The organism is Candidatus Bathyarchaeota archaeon A05DMB-5 (assembly GCA_019685655.1).
Taxonomy (GTDB): Archaea; Thermoproteota; Bathyarchaeia; order Bathyarchaeales; family Bathycorpusculaceae; genus DSLH01.
In genome coordinates this window covers 24,487-43,201 of record JABFQP010000001.1, presented here as the reverse complement: position 1 = coordinate 43,201, position 18,715 = coordinate 24,487, and the positions used below count along the sequence as shown (strand labels likewise).

The 18,715-nt window shown below is 41.9% G+C and carries 20 protein-coding genes; 14 read left to right on the top strand and 6 right to left on the bottom strand.

All coding sequences use genetic code 11. The features are described from left to right. The first annotated feature begins 28 nt into the window (after window positions 1-28). The 5 genes from HM003_00235 (at window position 29) to HM003_00215 (ending at window position 4,428) form a co-directional block, all read left to right on the top strand. The gene (locus HM003_00235) at window positions 29-1,120 is read left to right on the top strand and encodes a radical SAM protein (protein MBX5327771.1); all 1,092 of its coding nucleotides are present in this window, start codon (window positions 29-31) and stop codon (window positions 1,118-1,120) included. Window positions 1,121-1,199: 79 nt separating this feature from the next. Beyond that, window positions 1,200-1,406: a hypothetical protein gene (locus HM003_00230; protein MBX5327770.1), complete on the top strand. Its 207-nt coding sequence runs from the start codon at window positions 1,200-1,202 to the stop codon at window positions 1,404-1,406. Window positions 1,407-1,502: 96 nt separating this feature from the next. Beyond that, window positions 1,503-2,324, top strand: coding sequence for a nicotinamide mononucleotide deamidase-related protein (locus tag HM003_00225; protein MBX5327769.1), 822 nt, complete (start codon window positions 1,503-1,505; stop codon window positions 2,322-2,324). 196 nt (window positions 2,325-2,520) lie between these two features. Then, a complete protein-coding gene (locus HM003_00220) occupies window positions 2,521-3,588 on the top strand; it encodes an Ig-like domain repeat protein (GenBank protein MBX5327768.1) in 1,068 nt (355 codons plus the stop codon). Between the two features lie 78 nt (window positions 3,589-3,666). Continuing rightward, window positions 3,667-4,428 (top strand): GTPase, encoded by a 762-nt coding sequence (locus HM003_00215; protein MBX5327767.1) that lies wholly within the window; start codon window positions 3,667-3,669, stop codon window positions 4,426-4,428. Window positions 4,429-4,444: 16 nt separating this feature from the next. On the opposite strand, the gene HM003_00210 is transcribed toward HM003_00215, so the two are convergent. The 3 genes from HM003_00210 to HM003_00200 form a co-directional block, all read right to left on the bottom strand. Further along, window positions 4,445-5,071, bottom strand: a complete 627-nt coding sequence (locus tag HM003_00210) for a DUF4443 domain-containing protein (GenBank protein ID MBX5327766.1) — start codon at window positions 5,069-5,071, stop codon at window positions 4,445-4,447. Window positions 5,072-5,151: 80 nt separating this feature from the next. Beyond that, entirely contained in the window at window positions 5,152-5,547 is a 396-nt protein-coding gene (locus HM003_00205) for a hypothetical protein (GenBank protein ID MBX5327765.1), read from the bottom strand. A 105-nt stretch (window positions 5,548-5,652) separates the two neighbouring features. Then, entirely contained in the window at window positions 5,653-5,931 is a 279-nt protein-coding gene (locus HM003_00200) for a hypothetical protein (protein ID MBX5327764.1), read from the bottom strand. Window positions 5,932-6,077: 146 nt separating this feature from the next. On the opposite strand from HM003_00200, the gene HM003_00195 reads away from it, so the two are divergent. Beyond that, on the top strand, window positions 6,078-6,959 hold the full coding sequence (locus tag HM003_00195; protein MBX5327763.1) for a class I SAM-dependent methyltransferase: 882 nt from the start codon (window positions 6,078-6,080) through the stop codon (window positions 6,957-6,959). On the opposite strand, the gene HM003_00190 is transcribed toward HM003_00195, so the two are convergent. Together HM003_00190 and HM003_00185 are read right to left on the bottom strand one after the other, a co-directional pair. Beyond that, window positions 6,956-8,068, bottom strand: a complete 1,113-nt coding sequence (locus tag HM003_00190; protein MBX5327762.1) for a hypothetical protein — start codon at window positions 8,066-8,068, stop codon at window positions 6,956-6,958. The two genes, HM003_00195 and HM003_00190, sit on opposite strands and share 4 nt — an antisense overlap. A 78-nt stretch (window positions 8,069-8,146) precedes the next feature. Further along, window positions 8,147-9,355 carry a methionine adenosyltransferase gene (locus HM003_00185; GenBank protein MBX5327761.1) on the bottom strand — a complete coding sequence of 403 codons (1,209 nt, stop codon included), beginning with the start codon at window positions 9,353-9,355 and terminating at the stop codon, window positions 8,147-8,149. A 98-nt stretch (window positions 9,356-9,453) separates the two neighbouring features. On the opposite strand from HM003_00185, the gene HM003_00180 reads away from it, so the two are divergent. Both HM003_00180 and HM003_00175 read left to right on the top strand, forming a co-directional pair. Further along, window positions 9,454-9,987 (top strand): CBS domain-containing protein, encoded by a 534-nt coding sequence (locus HM003_00180; GenBank protein MBX5327760.1) that lies wholly within the window; start codon window positions 9,454-9,456, stop codon window positions 9,985-9,987. A gap of 153 nt (window positions 9,988-10,140) precedes the next feature. Next, window positions 10,141-10,581, top strand: a complete 441-nt coding sequence (locus HM003_00175; protein ID MBX5327759.1) for a hypothetical protein — start codon at window positions 10,141-10,143, stop codon at window positions 10,579-10,581. Window positions 10,582-10,602: 21 nt separating this feature from the next. On the opposite strand, the gene HM003_00170 is transcribed toward HM003_00175, so the two are convergent. Next, window positions 10,603-11,844, bottom strand: a complete 1,242-nt coding sequence (locus tag HM003_00170; GenBank protein MBX5327758.1) for an MFS transporter — start codon at window positions 11,842-11,844, stop codon at window positions 10,603-10,605. 155 nt (window positions 11,845-11,999) lie between these two features. On the opposite strand from HM003_00170, the gene HM003_00165 reads away from it, so the two are divergent. The 6 genes from HM003_00165 to HM003_00140 all read left to right on the top strand — a co-directional run bounded on the left by HM003_00165 (window position 12,000) and on the right by HM003_00140 (window position 18,708). Further along, window positions 12,000-12,734: a DNA alkylation repair protein gene (locus tag HM003_00165; protein ID MBX5327757.1), complete on the top strand. Its 735-nt coding sequence runs from the start codon at window positions 12,000-12,002 to the stop codon at window positions 12,732-12,734. Between the two features lie 175 nt (window positions 12,735-12,909). Then, window positions 12,910-14,328, top strand: a complete 1,419-nt coding sequence (locus tag HM003_00160; GenBank protein ID MBX5327756.1) for an amidophosphoribosyltransferase — start codon at window positions 12,910-12,912, stop codon at window positions 14,326-14,328. A 61-nt stretch (window positions 14,329-14,389) separates the two neighbouring features. After that, window positions 14,390-15,799 (top strand): ATP-grasp domain-containing protein, encoded by a 1,410-nt coding sequence (locus HM003_00155; GenBank protein MBX5327755.1) that lies wholly within the window; start codon window positions 14,390-14,392, stop codon window positions 15,797-15,799. Next, on the top strand, window positions 15,796-16,878 hold the full coding sequence (locus HM003_00150; GenBank protein ID MBX5327754.1) for an HAD hydrolase family protein: 1,083 nt from the start codon (window positions 15,796-15,798) through the stop codon (window positions 16,876-16,878). The genes HM003_00155 and HM003_00150 overlap by 4 nt, the downstream gene beginning before the upstream one ends. 1 nt (window position 16,879) lies before the next feature. After that, window positions 16,880-17,791 (top strand): formylmethanofuran--tetrahydromethanopterin N-formyltransferase, encoded by a 912-nt coding sequence (locus tag HM003_00145; GenBank protein MBX5327753.1) that lies wholly within the window; start codon window positions 16,880-16,882, stop codon window positions 17,789-17,791. Beyond that, window positions 17,788-18,708, top strand: coding sequence for a carbohydrate kinase family protein (locus HM003_00140; GenBank protein MBX5327752.1), 921 nt, complete (start codon window positions 17,788-17,790; stop codon window positions 18,706-18,708). Before HM003_00145 ends, HM003_00140 begins: the two co-directional genes overlap by 4 nt. The last annotated feature ends 7 nt before the right edge of the window (window positions 18,709-18,715 follow it).

Genomic DNA, 18,715 nt, shown 5'->3' with positions numbered 1-18,715 from the left:
GTTTGTATTAATTAATTATTGAGATGGAATGTGGAGAGTTCTTCGCTCAGACGCTGTTGCTGTGCTAAGCGACAAATTGGCAAAGAAGAGTTTGGGTAGGTACTTCGCTGTTATGCAAAATGAGAAACCAGCTAAATTTCTTATTGCCAAAAAACTGCCCGCGGAATTCAACGAAAAAGATTCTTTAGAGGAACTTTGGCAAAAGCACGCAATGCTCACGCAAGAGTTCTATGAAATAGAAAAAGAAATTGATAATGGTCAGAGAAACTTAAAGGAAATACGTGTTCCAAGCGAATCTTATTTGGATTTGAAAATTGAAATTGCAAAGTGTATGCTTTCAAATTGTCATTTTTGTACCCGTAGATGCGGAGTCAACAGGTTTGCGGGTGAACTGGGTTTTTGCAAGTGCGGCAATGAAATAACAGTTTCAAGTATTTTTGAACATGTTGGCGAAGAGCCGGAGCTTGTGCCTTCTGGCACAATTTTTACTATGGGCTGTAGTATGCGTTGCAAACATTGCCAAAACTGGACAATTTCCCAGTGGATTGAGAGAGGCGAAATTTATCACCCTGAAGAATTGGCGAGAGAAGTTGAAAACTTACGCGTAAATGGTTGCAGAAATGCTAACCTAGTTGGTGGAGAACCAACACCTTGGTTGGAGCAGTGGCTTGAAACATTTACACATGTGAACGTTAACATTCCAGTTGTGTGGAATTCTAACAGTTATTATAGTCCAGAAACGGCTCAACTATTAGCTGGATTTGCTGATGTTTACCTATTAGATTTTAAATATGGACCTGGCGATTGTGCTGTTAAAATTTCCGACGCCCAAAGCTATTGGGAAGTATGCACACGCAACCATCTGGATGCCAAAAAATATGGAGAATTGATAATTCGTGTGCTTGTTTTGCCGGGGCATTTGGAATGCTGCACGAAGCCAGTGCTGAATTGGATTGCCGAGAATTTGGGAGTAGAAACGAGAGTAAACGTGATGTTTCAGTACAGACCAGAATGGCGAGCTTACGAGATTCCCGAATTGCGCAGAAGACTAACTAGAGACGAGATGGAAAAAGCTCTGCAATTGACTAAAGAAGCAAAACTAGAAAATATAATAACGTAGATAGCAAAATTAGCTGACAACAATAGAAAGCTATTTCTCAAAGAATGTTCAATTTTAATGGCGGAATCGTGATTAAAAAATGCCCTATTGTCCTGAATGCGGTGGCGAAATGCATTACATGATTGCAACTAAGCATTACGTTTGCAAAAGCTGCGGTTTGTCCGTAACACAGCAAGAACTTATGGAACTCAGAGAAAAATTACGTCCAAGTAGAGAATCCAAAGAAGAGGAACAGGAACAGCGGAGAAAAGAATACCTGAAATGGTGGCTTAGCAAGAAAAAATAAGTCGGACATCTCAGCTTTTTGAAGAGTAGGTTAGCAAATAGCATAAAAGTGAAATTACTCTATTTTTACAGCGTGTTTATCTGAGCTGTGGTATAAATGAATCGAGATATGGAAATAATCTGTGTTGGTAACGAATTGTTAATCGGTAAAACTTTGAACACAAATGCGTATTGGATGGCTAAGCGTGCCACTTCTATGGGTGTTTCGGTGAAACGTATAACGGTTGTTGGTGATGAAGTTAGTGAAATTGCAAGCGTCATCCGAGAAGCCTTGCAACGAAAACCAAGATTCATAATAACAACTGGTGGGTTGGGTCCAACTTTTGACGATAAAACTTTAGAAGGAATCGCCAAAGCCTTAAACAACAAATTGGAAGTTAACGAGAAAGCTTTGAAAATGGTTAAGGAAAAATATGAAGCTTATGCAAAAGCAGGGAGAATAGAGCAAGTTGAGTTAACGCCACCTAGGGTCAAAATGGCGAAACTTCCCAAAGATGCTGAACCGTTACGGAATCCAGTTGGCACCGCACCTGGCGTGATCATTCAAACTGATGAAACTTTTCTAATAGCATTGCCTGGTGTTCCCTCCGAAATGGAAGCCATTTTTGATGAGTCAATTGTGCCTCTACTTAAGAAAGCGGCGGAGGGCATAGTGTTTTTTGAAACCAGCATATATGCAGACAAAATTATGGAGTCAACGTTGGCACCTTTAATCGACCAAACAATGCGTGATAACCCATATGTTTACATAAAATCTCACCCTAAAGGCGAGGAAGAAAAGCCACACATAGAAATTCACTTTTCAACAACCGCGAGAGAATCGAAAACTGCCAAAGACCGTTTGGGAAAAGCAATTATTCACCTGTCAGAGTTGATTGAAAAGAAAGGTGGAAAAGTTAAGTTAAAAAGAACGCAGTAGCCTTTTACCAGAAAGTTTTGACATTAAACCACAGTTTAACACAGTCCCTATTAGCTGGAAGCTAGAATTATCCATATTGATTTGTATTTCATAAATGCCTTAAACCAACTTTGCAACAAAGTTTTCTATGAAAAAAACAAAAGTAATGCTAGCTCTGGCAATTTCATTCATTTTTTTGCATTTGTTTCCTTCTTGCTTGTCTGAAAATTATGTCCAATCTTACCAGCTTTTGAACCATCCCAACGGCTCAACATATTATAGGCTTAACGTCGTAATTCCACAGTCACTTTATGATTATTATACTGAAAAAAGTCATAGCGCAAGCTCCATTAATGACTTTGCTAAATTCGTTACCCCTTATGCTTTGGAACCTATCGCGGACAGCCTTTGGCAAATTTACCAAGATGAGGAAGACTTTGCAAATGGAGTATTAATGATTGTTCATCAGATACCTTATGAAGTAACCACGCCTGCGAGATATCCGGTGGAAACAATGGTGAAGAACAAAGGAGACTGTGACCTTTTTTCTTTTATTGCCGCCTCAATCGTTGAAGCCGGTGGAATCGATGCCATACTTCTCTACTATAAAAACGAAGAGCACATGAACATCGGCGTTAGACTGTCTCATGAACCTTATGACGTGAGAGGACAAGCATACAATGTGACATATGGTGGCGCAGAATATTACGTAGCTGAATGCACTGGTGATAACTGGCAGATTGGGTGGAGGGTCGGCGAGTGCCCCGAAGAATTAAGGCAATCCTTGAGGAACGTGCAGGTGATTCCGCTTAAAAATATTGAAAAGTGGGCTCCCGGGCAAGTTTCTGCAAGTTACGCAACCTTAACGTCTTCATCAATATCATTAACTGTCTCTACAAATTACCTCATCCAAGGAAACACGGCTTCTCTTGCCGGACAACTCTTTCCCAATCTGCAAAACAAGACTATCATTATTTACATTAAAGAAAACAGTTCTCCTTGGACAGTTTTAGGCACTGTTGTAACTGATTCCGGCGGGCGTTTTTCGTGTTCTTGGGTTGCTGAAACTGCAGGCGTATGCTATGTCCGTGCAAGTTGGTCTGGAGACGACGTTTATGCCGGCGCTGACAATCCAACTTTAACCATTACAGTTCTATCCATGTTCTTTTTTTCATTATTGGTTGTCACTATAATTCTAATCTGTGTTGGGGTGTTTGTATTCGTCATCTCCAGAAAAGCACAGCCGCAAGTATTAGAACCGCAACCACCACAAGTTCCATCTTGAAAAAGAAAAGCTTTTACTAATTAATGAATGCTTTTGTAGGCAACATGATTCCAGAGTCAAAATAGGGTGATGCAAAGAATGTTTATGGTCTTTATCATCGGGACTGCGGGGTCTGGAAAGTCTTTGTTAACTGCTGCATTTGGCGAATGGTTGAAAATGTCAAAGCAAGACGTTGCTGTGGTTAACTTGGACCCTGGAACTTTAACGCTTCCTTATTCTCCTGATGTGGATGTTCGGGACTTTGTGGATGTTGGAGATTTAATGGAGAAGTATGGTTTAGGTCCTAATGGCGCGTTAATACTTGCTGCTGATTTAATTGCAGACGAGGTTGAGAATGTTTCGAAGGAAATTGAAGATTTAAACTCCGACATTATTTTGGTGGATACACCCGGGCAGATGGAGTTGTTTGCTTTTAGGGCAAGCGGACCATACATTGCCAGTGAGCTTACAAAGGCACCTAAAGCTATCGTTTATTTGTTTGATGCTGTTTTCTCTGTTAACCCGTTAAATTATGTTTCAAACGTCTTCCTTTCAACGGCGGTTTATAGTCGCTTTCTTCTTCCTCAAGTACACATCTTATCGAAATGTGATTTGTTGCCTAAAGGAGAAGTTGACAAGATTGTGGATTGGTCTGCTAATCCGAATATTTTGGAAATGGCAATTGAGCAGAAACTTGAGGGAACAAAGCGTTTATTGAGTAGAAATATGATGCGGGCGATTTATCAGCTTGGTTTGAGATACTTGTTAATTCCAGTTTCTGCGAAAACGAATGATGGAATGATAAACTTTAACGCTGCATTAGAACGTATACTGGCTGAAGGAGAAAAATACACGTATTAAAGCAAACCGATAATTTTTAGCAGTCATTAATGAGCGTCCACATGGCAGCTAACGTTCCATATTCAGCGTCTGCTAAGTTATCGGCACTTCCAATTATTATCACATCATTTTCTTCCGGTTTCAGAAGTCCAAAAATCTGGTTTGCAGCTTCTGGAAAATCTTTAGCCACATTCTCGCTTGCGGATGGAATCATTAAACGTCCCTTCCTAAACAATATTGTTGTAGCTCCTTTTGCGCCAGCTCTCACGGCGGCATCACGTTGCTCCATTCCTGACTTAATCTTATTCCCATGTTTTCTTATCAAAATCGCAAAATTATAATTTGCAAGAGTCAACTCGTTTTTTCCAATTTCAACTTTTTTGACGACGGTTGCATATTCTCTCCAGAGTTTCATGCCTTTACTCGTTAAACTGCATCCAGTCTTAGATGTGGTAATCAAATCTGCATTTTTCAGGCGCTCTATTAGAGTGCGAATTGCGCCTTCTCCTACATTGAGTTTCTGAGCTAGTTTTCCGCGACCAATTGTTTTTTCAGAGATTAATTCTATTGCGTGCAGAAGATGTAATGCGGAGAAGGTTGGTGATGGGCCCGGTGCTTTTTCGCTTGATAGTTTTTCTAAAACTTGTTTTAACGTGTGAGGCATAGGTTCCACAAATTATAGATTATCGTGTTAATTATTATAATTGTTGTAGTGAAAAATTTATTGCGTTATCTTGGACACTTTTAGAGGCGGGGTTTTCTTGCGTAATATTCTCTGACTATGCCCGCTGTGAGCGATACTAAGCCCACTGCTAGCAAGTAGATTAGCGGATAAATGAATATTGAAAGCAAAGTTTCGTATGTTACTGATGGTAGCATTGGCGTGAAGAAAATTGCAATCCACGTGATTACGAAAGTGGCGATGCATCCAATTCCAAGCCCAACAGCTAGTCCATGTATAAAACTGCTTCTGTCTTCTCCAAGGTTATTTGTTTTTGAATTTTTGGGAAACCGTTGTTCCTGTAGGTTTTCTGTTTCCATGTATTCTTGTTGCTCACTTTCTTGTTCTGGCTGAAGGTTTTCGCTGTTTGCTTCTTCTTCGTATTGATTATTTTCTTGTGTCTGTTGTTCTGCAGCCATAGTGTTCGCCTTCTTGTTTTTGTTGTAAGCGTTGATTAATAAAATTATTCAATTCTAGATTATTATTTAGAATGTGAATTCAAAATAAGGAATTGGCAATTGTGACTATTTTGAAACAAGTTTTGGCGTAAGCTGTTCAATGGCGTTCTTAAGCTTGTTCCACTCGTCCAGATTGCGCACGTTAAACTTGTGTTTTCTTCTCCACACTTCTTGATTCTTTTCTTTATCTAGCCTTTTTTGCCAAAGATACAAGCCGATTGACCGTCTTCCGAAGGATTCGAACACGACTATGGCTTCCCACCATTTTTCGCTTTTGAAGATTGTAACATAATCCACTACTTTATAGAACTCGGATATTGGCAGTTTTTCGCTTGCCTCAACCATTTTTAAGACCCCTTCTCTATAAATTCCATCTCTAACCATTTAAATGTTTTAACCCTTATTGCACTGCGCAATCCTTGAATTTTCTGTTTTGTGAGCGACAAAGTTTTAGAATCAAGTGCCTATCTCGATTTTTGGAGGGAGCGGTGGTGCGTAAAGAACTTATAGATTTTATTGCGTGTCCGCTTTGTCGGAGTCAGTTAATTTTTGAAGGCAACGAGTCGAATGAGCGTTTTGTTAATGGGTATTTTAAGTGTAGCCGTGGGCACTTGTTTCAGGTTAAGGAAGAAATTGGATTGTTAAAAGATGCGAAAGTTTCGGCTGGCGAGTTTGAATGGAAGGTTAACGTGGCAGATGAAAAAAGATATGATGAGATACAGAGGCAGTACAATTCATATTTGAGAGATGACCAGAAAAACGCGTTGAAAAAGCTCATGGACAAACTAATAGGTTGCACAATTGCTTCGTGCAAAGAATCTGGTAACACTGTTTTGGATGTTGCAACTGGAATGGGCAGATTTATTCTGCCGTTGGCTGAGAAAAGTTCCAGTGCGGTTTTCATTATTGGAACGGACATAGATGAGAAACCTTTACGCGGTGCTATGAGTAAAGCAAAAAGAGCGAATACTTACAAGAAAATTTCTTTAGTTGTAACCGACGCTAAACATTTAGCTTTCAAGAGCAATGTCTTATCTACGGTAACTTCAAATTTTGGTTTTGACAACGTTCCTGAAGCCACTTTAGCGTTTATGGAGGCTGCACGTGTTCTGCAAACTAATGGTAAAGTCATCTTTTCTTCTTTGTGGTTTGAGGAAGGTTCTGAAAGCATGAAGTTGGCTGAGACGCATGGTTTTGGGCAAATGGCAAGTGAAAAGAGGCTGAAAAAGACATTGAATAAGGCGGGGCTTGTTCTTGATTGGATTGAGGAAGTGTATTCTGGAATTTGGCCGTATAATCCTATGGATTTGTTGCCTTTGGAAGGCGAAGAGTATTCGCATGTTTTAGTGCAGGCGCATAAACCGAAAAGCTAGATTGCACCTGTTTTCGTTCTTTTGGCAATCAAATATAGGGGGATTAGGAGGAGCCACACTAAACCTAAGAGCGTGAAATAGTTTGTGTAGTTTGCGGTTGATATGAAAATGTTGGTCGGTGCGAGGTTTAAGATTCTGCCAATCATCAGTCCTGCTTCCAGCATGACCAGTATGCTTGCATAATATTCTTTGCTGAAGGAGTCTCCGTAATGGGCAAACCATGAAAGGGAGAAGGCGCTTGCAAATCCTGAAAGAAGCGACAAAGCAACAATTTCTTGCGGTACAGATGCGAAAGATATAGCAAAATACCATATTGCGTTTAGAACTGCGCCGATGATAGCGAAATTCACGCGTGTTCTTTTGATGTCTGAAAGCCAATTAACAAGAAAAGTTACTCCGCAGATTAGCACAGCGCTTGCGGCTAGAACTAGTCCCATCTGAAAAGTTCCTCCGGAAATTTTGTTAACAAATAATGGATAGGCGAGCCAATAAGCTTCTGATAGGCCTAGAAGAATGAAGGAGATGAAGAATATTTTGAATGTTCTGGTTTTTGGAATTGTAAATTTGTGAGTTTCAAGCTGAAATTTTATGTGCCTTGAGAAGAGGAAAGCGGTAATGTATAATGCAATTGAAATTGCAAAAAGTGTTGGAAAACCAAAAGTTGACGCGACAAAACCGCCAACCGCGGGACCGATTATGCTTGCAATGGAGGGAATTATTGAGGAGAATAGGCTTACAGTTCTGGCGCGAATTTGTGTTTCGCTTAAGCGGAATTGTAGAAGGTTAAAGCTTGGCCAGAAGGTGGCTATGCTTAATCCGTAGGTTAATCCTAAAATTATGGGGTTCTTTATGTAGATTAGGGTTACGAAAAAGAGTGCGGTGGAGAGGATTCCGAATGTTATTATTTTTTCAAAGTTCTTCACGAGTTTAAGCAGTGTTATTGGGAGTAATCCTATCACTATAAAAGTTGAGAGTAAAAGTTGGACAATTTCGTTTACGTTTAAGCCTATTTCCATGTAATAGATTGGGAGAAAACTTGTGGAGAGATTGTTTGTGAAAAAGAAGATGCCCACAGTTAATGCTAATATCTTCAGCGAGCTAATTTGCAATTTTCACACCTAAACAAAGGTTACAGTAACAAGAAATTTATGTTTAAGCAAGTAAACGCTTTAGCATGTGGAATTAGGTTAGTAGGTTTGGATTTTTCCTTGAGCTAGTTCATAGCAGAATTTGTCTATGTTTTCCAGTTCGCAGTCAAGTACATCGTTTATTTCATACCTGACTTTGTCCAGGTTGTTGTTGCCTTTCATTATGACTTGGGCTGCTGCTACTGCTGGCTGGTCTATGGGGCTTCCAATTTTGCTTAGAAGCCAAATGTAGACTTCTTCAACTTCTGGCACTTCTTCGTAAACGTGTTGTGCGATTTTGTATGTGAGAACGTTGTAGATTTTTCCTACGTGGCTTACTGGGTTTTTGCCTGCTGCTGCTTCGGAGCAGAAGGGTCTGTTTAGGGATATTAAGCCGTTTACGCGGTTTCCTCTGCCAACTTGTCCGGAGTCTCCGCTGTCTGCGCTTGTGCCTAGGACTGTTAGGTATAAGCCGCTTAATCCTCTTCCTTGCACGTCTAGGGTGTTTAGTTCGATGGTGATGTCGTCAAAGTCTGTGTTTGCTGTTACAAACTTGCGGGTTTCTTCGAGAATTTTTGTTTTCTTTTCAAAGTAGTCTTCTTCGCTGTTTATGAATCGGTCGACAAATGCCATGGCGACTGTTAGTTTTAGGTGGTTGTTGTTTCTGAAGCCCATTACTTTTATGTCTTCGCCGGATTCTGGAAAACGTTGTTTAAACTCTTTTGAGTTTAAGAATTGTTCGGTTTTTTTAACTATTTTTTCTGTTTTTGTCATTGGTGCGTAGCCTACTGCTGCGGATGTGTCGTTTGCACCTAGGACTTTGCCTTTGCGTTGGAAGATGTCTATTAAGCCTATTGAGCCTGGTTTTAGTTCTACTTGGTATTTTACGTGTTTTTCTGGGTCTATGAAGCGCATGTTGTTTTTGAACCATTCTTTTGCTGTTTGTATGGCTATTTGGTTGATGTCTATTTTGATTTCTCCAATTTCTGATGTTGCTCTGTCGCCGAATACGAAGAGCATTGGTTGTTTTATTGTGCCCCCTCCAAATTTTGGTTCGGATTCTCCAGCTACTAGGAGTGATTTGTCGACGTTGTGATGCAGTATTGTTCCGGCTTTTTCTAGGTATTCTTTACTTAGGCGTATTGAGATGCTGTCCATTACTGCGTCGCACATGTAATCTGGGTGTCCTAAGCCTTTTCTTTCGACTATTTCAATGCGTTGTTTTTCGAGGGGTGTTTGTTTTAGGTCTTCGACGATTATGTTTCGCATTGTGTCCTTTCTCCATTGAGAAGTCTAAGGTGTATGCAAACCATTAAATATATATTTTACTGTATTAATTTATAAAGGAAAATAACTGGTGGTTATTTTTGGCTATAACGGGAACAACGCTTAAAAAATTAAGGGTAGATGCTGGTTTAACGCAGAAGAAATTGGCGGAGCTTGTTGGTGTTTCGCAGGCGCATATTGCTAAGATTGAGCAGGGGAAGGTTGATCCTAGGCTTTCGACGATTAACAGGATTTTGCAGGTTTTGACTGTGACTAAGCAGAGTAAGTGTAGGGATATAATGACTAAGGGTGTGCTTTTTGCGAAGCCGAATGATACTATTTTGCGGGTGAGTGACGTTATGATGCGTCATGCTATTTCGCAGATGCCTGTGATGAGTGGAAGCAGAGTTATTGGGACAGTGACTGAAGAAGTTATTATTCGGAATTTGCGTTCGAATTTGGCGGAGGAGAAGGTTAAGAATGTTATGGTTGGTCCTTTGCCAACGGTTCAGGAAGAAGCGAGTATTGATGTTGTTCGGCGGATTTTGGAGAAGCATCAAGGCGTTTTAGTGGCGAGGGGAAAAGAGATTGTTGGTATTGTGACGCGTTCTGATTTGCTTAAGACGATAGGTTGAAAAACTTGTTGCTCTCGGGTTTCTATACCCCCCTTATTTATACCTTGGGCGTTTGGTTCTAATAGAAAGTTCTATTATTATGTTATAGAAGTATACTGCAGAACGCATAAAGAGGACTTGTTCCTTTTTGTATTTTTTGGAGGAAGAAAGCTAATGAATAAGAAGTTGATGTTATGTTCTTTCTCATCAGTTACGCTGATTATTGTTTTGCTTGGTTCGCTTTTTAATTCGTCCAGTCAATCGTTGGCTTGCTTGGCATGTGGAAGCGAAGGCGGCGTGGTTGATAAAGCGCCATGCGAGGCTTTCACGGTTAGGATTACATTCAAAAACACTGGCAAGGTGGAAGGCACATGGCTTATCAACATAGCTTTTGAAGGGAACGCTTGGACTTGGAGCGGGACACGGCAAACATTAACGCTTAAGCCTTCCAAAACCAGGACTTTATCGTGGAATGGAAATGTTCCATGTGATGCTCCAGTAGATTCTGTGGCGCGACTTGTAGTATACTATAATGATTCATATACTGCGCTGAACTGGTGGATACACGTGATTTCTGGTGCAGAATTAAGCATAACATCGAGCACAGTAGAATAGCCAAACTTGAAAAACGCATTGCTATGATGTTCCTAATTCTATAGATTTTGTTTCTTCTATGTGTTTAACATCGGTGAAGAACCAAGAAAATATTAGTATCAACATTCCTAAAAGGCTACATCCAATAAACAGGTAAGATGCTCTAACAAACTGCACAATGGCTCCAGAAATAATCATTCCAGCCGGTTGGGCAGCAGTGGCTAACGCCATCGTAACCGCGTTTACTCTGCCTTGCATGTTTAAAGGAACAAGCGTCTGCGTTATTGTTTGTATTAGAACGTTAGCCACTGGAAGGCACAAAGTTAGGATTAGCACGCTTAGAGCCATGAACCAAAACATGCCAGTAGGAGTCAACGCTGCAAGTGTATATCCAACAAAAGCAATAAAAATCGAAGCCATGCACACTGCCATTTTGTTTTTAATTTCCTTCTTAACCGACATGAACAAGCCGCCAGCAAGAATTCCCGCTTGCAATGAAGCGGTGACAAGAGCCAACTCTGTAGCTCCTCCAAAATGGTCAAAAACCACAAAGTAAGAAAGCAAAGTGGAGAAAGGCGTGAAGAGAAAGTTTAGGGCGGTCGCTAATACGATGAGAGGCATGAAGCCTCTTGCATGTTTGATGAAACTGAATCCTTCCACGAGGTCTGCTTTGAACGAGCGGTTCTCGCTTTTCTTTTTGACAGAAGGTATCCTTATCATCAATAGAGGGACTATTGCCACTAAGAAGGTTGCGACATCCACCCATAGAATCTGATAAATTTGCCACGTTTGAAGTAAAACCGCCGCCAAAATGGGACCAACCAGATATACCGCTCCAGAAAAAAGATAGTTCAATCCGTTCATTCGGCTTAACTTGTCTTGAGGAACCATCGAAGGAGTGATTGCAGAGACAGTTGGCGAGTGAAAAGCTTGGAAAACGCCTCGAAAAGAAAGCAGAAGCAACACTATCCAAACTGAGATGTTTCCAAACCAGAAAAACACTATAAGAATTATGGTAGCCACTGCCTGTAGCAAATCCACAGTTGCAATTAGCATTTTGCGGTTCCAGCGGTCAGCGAAAACGCCGGTAAACGGAGCAAGAATCACCATTGGAGCCAAACCTAGAAAATACGCAAGCGACAAATATAACGCGCTTTGCGTTGTGACAGTTATCCACCATATTATGATAAACTGTGCAATAGACGAACCGAGCAAAGAAACAAGCTGTCCAGACCAGAAAAACAAGTAATGCCTAAACGTGGCATAGTCCGGTTTCGTTTCCATAGGTGGCGCTTGCATATTTTCCACTTCCTTGAAAGAAACTAAACATATGGATAACCCAATTATTCATTGTGGAAAAAGTGACCAATTACTCGGTCACTTTTGGCTGTCGAAAACGATAAGAACGGTTGCTTCGTTCATAAAGAGTTTACAAGGGTTTGCGTGTGAAAATAAAGGATTTGTATTTGGAAATTGTCAGTGAACTGGAGAAAATGGCTGATGCTGAAAGAGCTAAACTGGACAAATATTATCACAAAACAGCGAGGCACAAGTCTTACGGAATCAAAACCGCAGAGCTCGAGGAACTTATCAAAAAACACCGCAATACCTTCAAACAATTAAGTTTACAAGAAAAACTTGACCTCTCAAGAATGTTCTTCGAATCTGAGTATTCCGAACAATCAACCTTCGGAATTGTAATTTTGGCACAAGGAGTAAAAGAAATGAAGTCCTCAGACTTCGGTTTTTTGAATGAAATTGCTGGCTGCCTCAACAATTGGGGAACCACGGATGGATTCAGCCTTTATGTTATGCAGCCTTTGTTGATGGCATATCCAAAGGAAACCCTTAACCTTTTAGAAAAATGGAACAAATCAGACAATTTATGGAAACGGAGAGCAAGCGTTGTTGTGTTCACACGAAAAGTGGGGATGAGCGGAAAATTTACAGATAAAGCGTTAGCGTTATGTGACAATTTAATTTGGGATGGAGAGGATATGGTACGAAAAGGCGTTGGCTGGGCGCTGAAAGATTGCATGCGAGGCGACAAAGAAAAAGTTCTCAACTATGTAAAGTCACTAAGACAAAAAGGCGTTTCCGCAGTAATCACACTTTATGCAATTCGAGACTTGAAAGGCAAAGAACGAAAGGAAGTTTTAGACATAAAACCATAAAATTAGGCATAGCTTACAGTTCATGGACTTTTTACTTAAAAATGTTTCTAAAAGCTGATAAATAACTACTCATTTCTATTGCCCATCAGACAGGAGGGGAACCCAAATAGGCTGCGGAGTCTTCGCCGCAATAAACTACGCAAACCAGCCCATATTCCCTTACATATACTGGGGAATGCGCGCCCAAAACCACCGTGGGCATCAATCACACGGTTTTCTCACATACCACGATGGCAAATTCTATGTGCACAGGAGCTTAGACCTAATACCTAAAATAAAAACAAGCGCCATCCAAGAATGGTTCGGGCGATTGCCAGGCAATGTTGGCATCGCAAATGTTAGATACACTACTTCTGGAAAAACCGACAAGAAATCCCTCATAAAAGGCACACAACCCGTTACAGCCTCAAAAAACGGACACAAACTCGCAGTCTCCTTCAACGGCAACGTAGTCAACACATTCCAAATAAAAAAAGAAATAACTAAAGAGTTTCTAGGCTTTTCTTACGAATGCGACGCAGACCTCATCTGCCACAAACTCCTCATCGAACTCATGAAAGGCAAATCTCTCACGCCAGCAGTTGAAGCATGCATGCAAGAAATTGAAGGCGCTTTCTCCGTGTCTGGCATAACAAAAGACGGCAAATTCTTCGCCTTTAAAGACCCGCATGGAATAAGACCACTATGCGCTGGATACAACATGGAAAAAACAATTTTTGCGTTCTCCTCGGAAACCGTAGGCTTAGACATAAACGGTTTTCAACGAGACCACGAAATCGAACCCGGCGAACTCATAACCGTGACAAAAAGCGGTTTCCAAAAAGAAAAGCTAGTCAATTGCAACCATAAGGCCTTTTGCGCTTTCGAATTTGCATATTTTGCTCGTCCCGACTCACGGTTTGACGATAAATACGTTTATGAAGTTCGCGAAGAGTTTGGAAGAAACCTTGTCAGAGAAAACCCTGACATAGTTAAAGACGCGGACGTAATCATTTCGTTGCCAGAAACAGGCGATGATGCTGCTTTGGGAGCGCATGAAGAGTCTGGGTTAAGATGGGAAAGGGCTTCGCGGAGACATCGCTACGTGACCGAAAGAGCCTTCATTCTCCTAAACAAAGAACGATACGCAACAATTGACAAGAAAATCAACATTTTACCCACAAAATTTGAAGCCAAACGTGTCATAATAACCGAAGACAGCGTAGTCCGCGGCGACACAACAAAAGTTGTGATAGAAAAGCTTCGCAGAATGGGCGCCAAAAAAGTCTACTTATTCGTGACTTTCCCACGCATCATTGGACCATGCTTCTACGGAATAGACATGGCAACTTACGGACAACTAATCGGCTCAAAACACACGCCAGAAGAAATAGCTGAAATAATCGGTGCAGACGCGGTGCGTTACCAGTCAATAGAAAACTTTGTGAAGGCAACAGGCTTCACGCGAGACCAGCTTTGCATGGCATGCATAACCGGCAAGTATCCAACACCGCTTGCACAGAAAATCGCAGATGAAATGAAGAAACGTTTCCTTGAAGGCTACGAAGAAAAAGGCCGCCTTTACGAGATAGAACAGCTAGTTCAAAACATGTGATTAGCCAAAAGATAATTAGGCTTTACGTTTACTCTTTTCACAGTCTCGACGGGATTGAAGCATGGAAAAAGTAGGCATACTCGTAGTATCGTATGGCGCAAGAGAAGTCGCTATGATTGACGCTTTCACGCGAAGCCAAAACTACAATGTGAACCTTTACATTGCAGATAAACAACGAAACCCCTTCAACGCAAAAAACGCCACACAACACGTGGTCATACCCGACTTGAATGTTGAGGAAATCTGCAAATTCGCAGAAAACCACAAAGACAAAATCGACTTTGGCATTGTTGGTCCAGAAAAACCCATAATCGAAGGAGTCCGTGACCTCGTGGAAAAGCACGCTGGCATACCTATGATTTGCCCAACAAAAGACTGCGCCATAGAAGCAAGCAAAGTGCAGCAACGCATGCTATTCGAAGAAATCGTTCCGACGGCGAATCCTCGCTTCAAAATCTTCCACCCAAAAAGCTACAAAAACCAGGAAGAAGCGAAAAAAGCAGTTTACAAATGGCTTGATGAACTGAATAATATGGCTGTTGTGAAGCCAGACCAGCCCGCTGCAGGAAAAGGCGTTGGCGTTTGGGGCGACCACTTCTCAACCCGAGAGCAACTTATGGAGCATTTTCTAGCTAATTTCCAACATGGCGCGGTCATAATAGAAGAGAAAATCGAAGGCGAAGAATCAAGCTTCCAAGCTTTCTGCGACGGCAAACACCTCGTGCCCTTGCCAGAAACAAGAGACTACAAACGCGCCTTTGACGACGACAAAGGACCAAACACAGGAGGCATGGGCTCCTACAAAGATGTTGGCGATGTTTTGCCTTTCATGACAAAAACGGATAGAGCCAAAGAAATAGAAATTGTTAACAGAATCTTCGAAAAATGGAAAAGAAAAGATAATGCTGGCTTGCGAGGTGTTCCCTTTTACGTGGCTTTCATGCACACGGGCAAAGAGCCTAAAATTCTTGAGAATAACAGTCGACCCGGCGACCCAGAAATAATTAATATTCTGCCAATTTTGAAGGATGATTTTGTGGATGTTTGCTTCAAAATTTTGGAAGGCAGCCTAACACGTGTGGAGCTGGAAGAAGCAGCGACGGTTTTAACTTATAAGGTTCCGCCAAACTACGGCGGCTACATGGATGTGTTCCCCCATCTAGTGGACAAAAAGGAAATTGGCACGCATATTGACCTGACAAAAGCATATGCACTGACAAAAAAATACCATGGCAAGGTTCGTGTTTATCCAGCAGCAATGGAACTGCGTGACGGCGAAACTTTCGCGCTTAAATCCCGAGCCGTAGGCGTTATAGGCATAGGCGAAGACATCAGCGAAGCACGACAACTATCTTTGGAAGGCGTTAAAGCCGTGAAAGGCGGAGCGCTCTGGCACAGAACAGACATCGCCTCACCACAGCACATAGAAAAGAGCATAAAACACATGGAGAAGTTGAGGCGCAAAAAGTGAAGCGCGTCTTCGTTTCCGACTGTGAAGGACCCATATCCAAAAACGATAATGCCTTTGAACTGACAGCGCATTTTGTTCCAGACGGCGACAAACTCTTCACGGTCATCAGCAAATATGACGATGTTTTGGCAGATGTTCTCAAGAAACCACATTACAAGGCTGGCGACACGTTAAAGCTCATCCTTCCTTTCCTTAAAGCTTATAATGTTACAGATAATAAAATGCGCGAGTTCTCAGCGCAAAATCTAATTTTAATCTCAAACGTGAAGGACACGGTGCGGCACGTTAGAAAAGTGGCTTACGCGTTTATCGTGAGCACAAGCTACGAGCATTACCTAAAAGCCTTATGCAAAGCAATAGCTTTTCCATACGAGAACACTTACTACACAAAACTAAACATCGACAAATATCGCATAACAGAAAAGGAAAAAGCAAAACTGGAAAAACTTGCAAAGGAAATCGCCAAGATGCCTCTGATGACTATTCCTAAAAATGCAAGGGCTATTGAGGATTTTTCAGAACAAGACCAGAAAACGATTCGGAGGCTTGATGAAATTTTCTGGACTGAAATGGCAAGTATGGAGCTTGGAAAGATTTTGGATGAGGTTAATCCTGTTGGCGGCTGCGAGAAGGCTGAAGCGATAAAGGACGTAGCGCAGAAAGTATGCGTTGCATTGGCGGATGTTATGTATGTTGGCGACAGCATAACAGACGTTGAAGCCTTCAGACTTGTTCGCGAACACGGCGGCTTAACAGTTTCTTTCAATGGCAACCAATACGCCGTGAAGAATGCTGAAATTGCAGTTTTGACAGAAAACAGCATAGTAACCGCTGTTATTGCAGATGCCTTTGCCGCTTTCGGAAAAGAGCAAACCCTACGGCTTGTTGAGAATTGGACTCGTGAATCGTTAGCAAAAAGCGGAGTAAACAAAACTTTGCTCGCTAATCTTTTTAGGTTATATCCCAGCAAGTTGCCTAAAGTTAAAATAATAACAAACGAGAATATGGAAACTCTGGCAAAAGAGAGTAGCGAATTTAGGAAAAAAGTGAGAGGAGAAGCCATCGGGCGGTTGGGATAGAATGGTTAAGAAAGGTTTGGTTGAAGACACTTACGCGGAAGCTTTTGAAGGCGTCTATTGTCGGGTGATTGTGACTGCTGATGATGAAGAGACTTTGCGGAAAGCCGCGTTGCATGCGACAGCAACTCCATCCATAGTCATAGGCAGAGTTGAAGGTGGAATAGAGAAGTGGCTGAAAGAAAAAGAAACTCCAGACAACCGCAAAGGCGTGGTTCTGCAATTCTGGGGCGGAATAGACCCCAAAAAACCATTCAGCGACTCATTAAAGAAATTTGAAATCGAGCTTTCTTACAGGATAAGGCAAGACATTCTCGTTAAGCCGTTCACAGCAGTTTTTGATGCAATGCCCAAAGCTGAAGGAAAAATCGACATGATGGAACGTGTGGGGCACTGTGGCGACGGCTACGAGTGGACTGAAAAACGTTATGGACGCGAAGTGATAGTTGTGCCGATAATGGTTCCAGACTTCATAATTGAACGCCACATTGGCTACGCGCATGGCGTGATGGGCGCAAACTTTTGGGTGATGTGCAAAACTAAAGAGGCGCTTAAAGAGGCTGGTGCAAAAGCCTTAAGCGCTATACACAAGATAAACGGCGTAATAACTTCCTTTGATATTTGCTCTGCTGGGTCAAAGCCTGAAACGCGTTTTCCATGGATTGGTCCGACAACAAATCATCCTTATTGTCCATCGCTTAAGAAAAAGTTGGGCAAGGAATCGAAGGTTCCCGAGGGTGTTGGCTATATTCCTGAAATAGTGATTAACGGTGTCTCTTTGGATGCGGTGAAAAAGGCCATGAAAGTCGGCATCGAAGCAGCTGTGGACGTTGATGGTGTTGTGAAGGTTTCTGCTGGAAACTACGGTGGAAAATTGGGTGAGTATAAGATTTATTTGCGCGAGCTGTTCGCATGACACGTTTTGACGTTGTTGGATTTGGCGCGTTAAACGTAGACAAACTCTTCAGAGTAAATAAGATAGCTGGTGCGGAAGAGGAGGGCTTCATAATAGACTGCGAAGAAGCTTGCGGTGGCTCAGCAGCTAACACAATCGTGGGTTTGGCGAGGCTTAAATGCAAGGTGGGCTTTATTGGAAAAGTAGCAAGTGACAGAGAGGGCGAGATGCTGGTTGAAGATTTTCGCAGAGAAGGCGTCGACACAAGCGGCATTGTCCACGTGAATGATGGGCGAAGCGGCGTGGTGATGGGGTTTGTGGATGAGAAAGGCGAGCGAGCATTGTATGTGGACCCTGGCGTGAACGACGCGATAGGCTTTGAGGAAATAGACAAAAAGTATGCTTTCCAAACGAAGTTTCTGCATTTAACATCTTTTGTCGGAGAGAAATCCTTTCAAGCCCAGAGAAAACTAGTTGAAGCCCTTCCCAAAACTGTTAAGGTAAGTCTTGACCCAGGAGAGTTGTATGCGCGAAAAGGAATCGCCAAGCTGGAGCCAATGATAAGCAAGGCGTTTGTTTTGATGCCAAATCAAGCCGAGCTTAAACTGTTAACAAAAATGAATGATTATGAAAAAGGCACTGAGTTGCTGCTTGAGAAAGGCGTGAGAGTGGTTGCCGTAAAACTCGGCAGCAAAGGCTGTTATGTGACGGACGGAAAAGAAAAACACTTGATAAAGCCTTTCAAAGTTCAAGTCATCGATACGACAGGTGCAGGCGACGCTTTCTGCGCAGGTTTTCTCTACGGACTGCTTCGCAACAAAAGCCTTTACGAATGTGGAAAACTTGGCAATTTTGTAGCGTCAAGATGCATAATGAAAATAGGCGCCAGACCGGGGCTTCCCAGCCTTGAGGATTTAGAACAGAATAAGCTGGCATGATTATCTG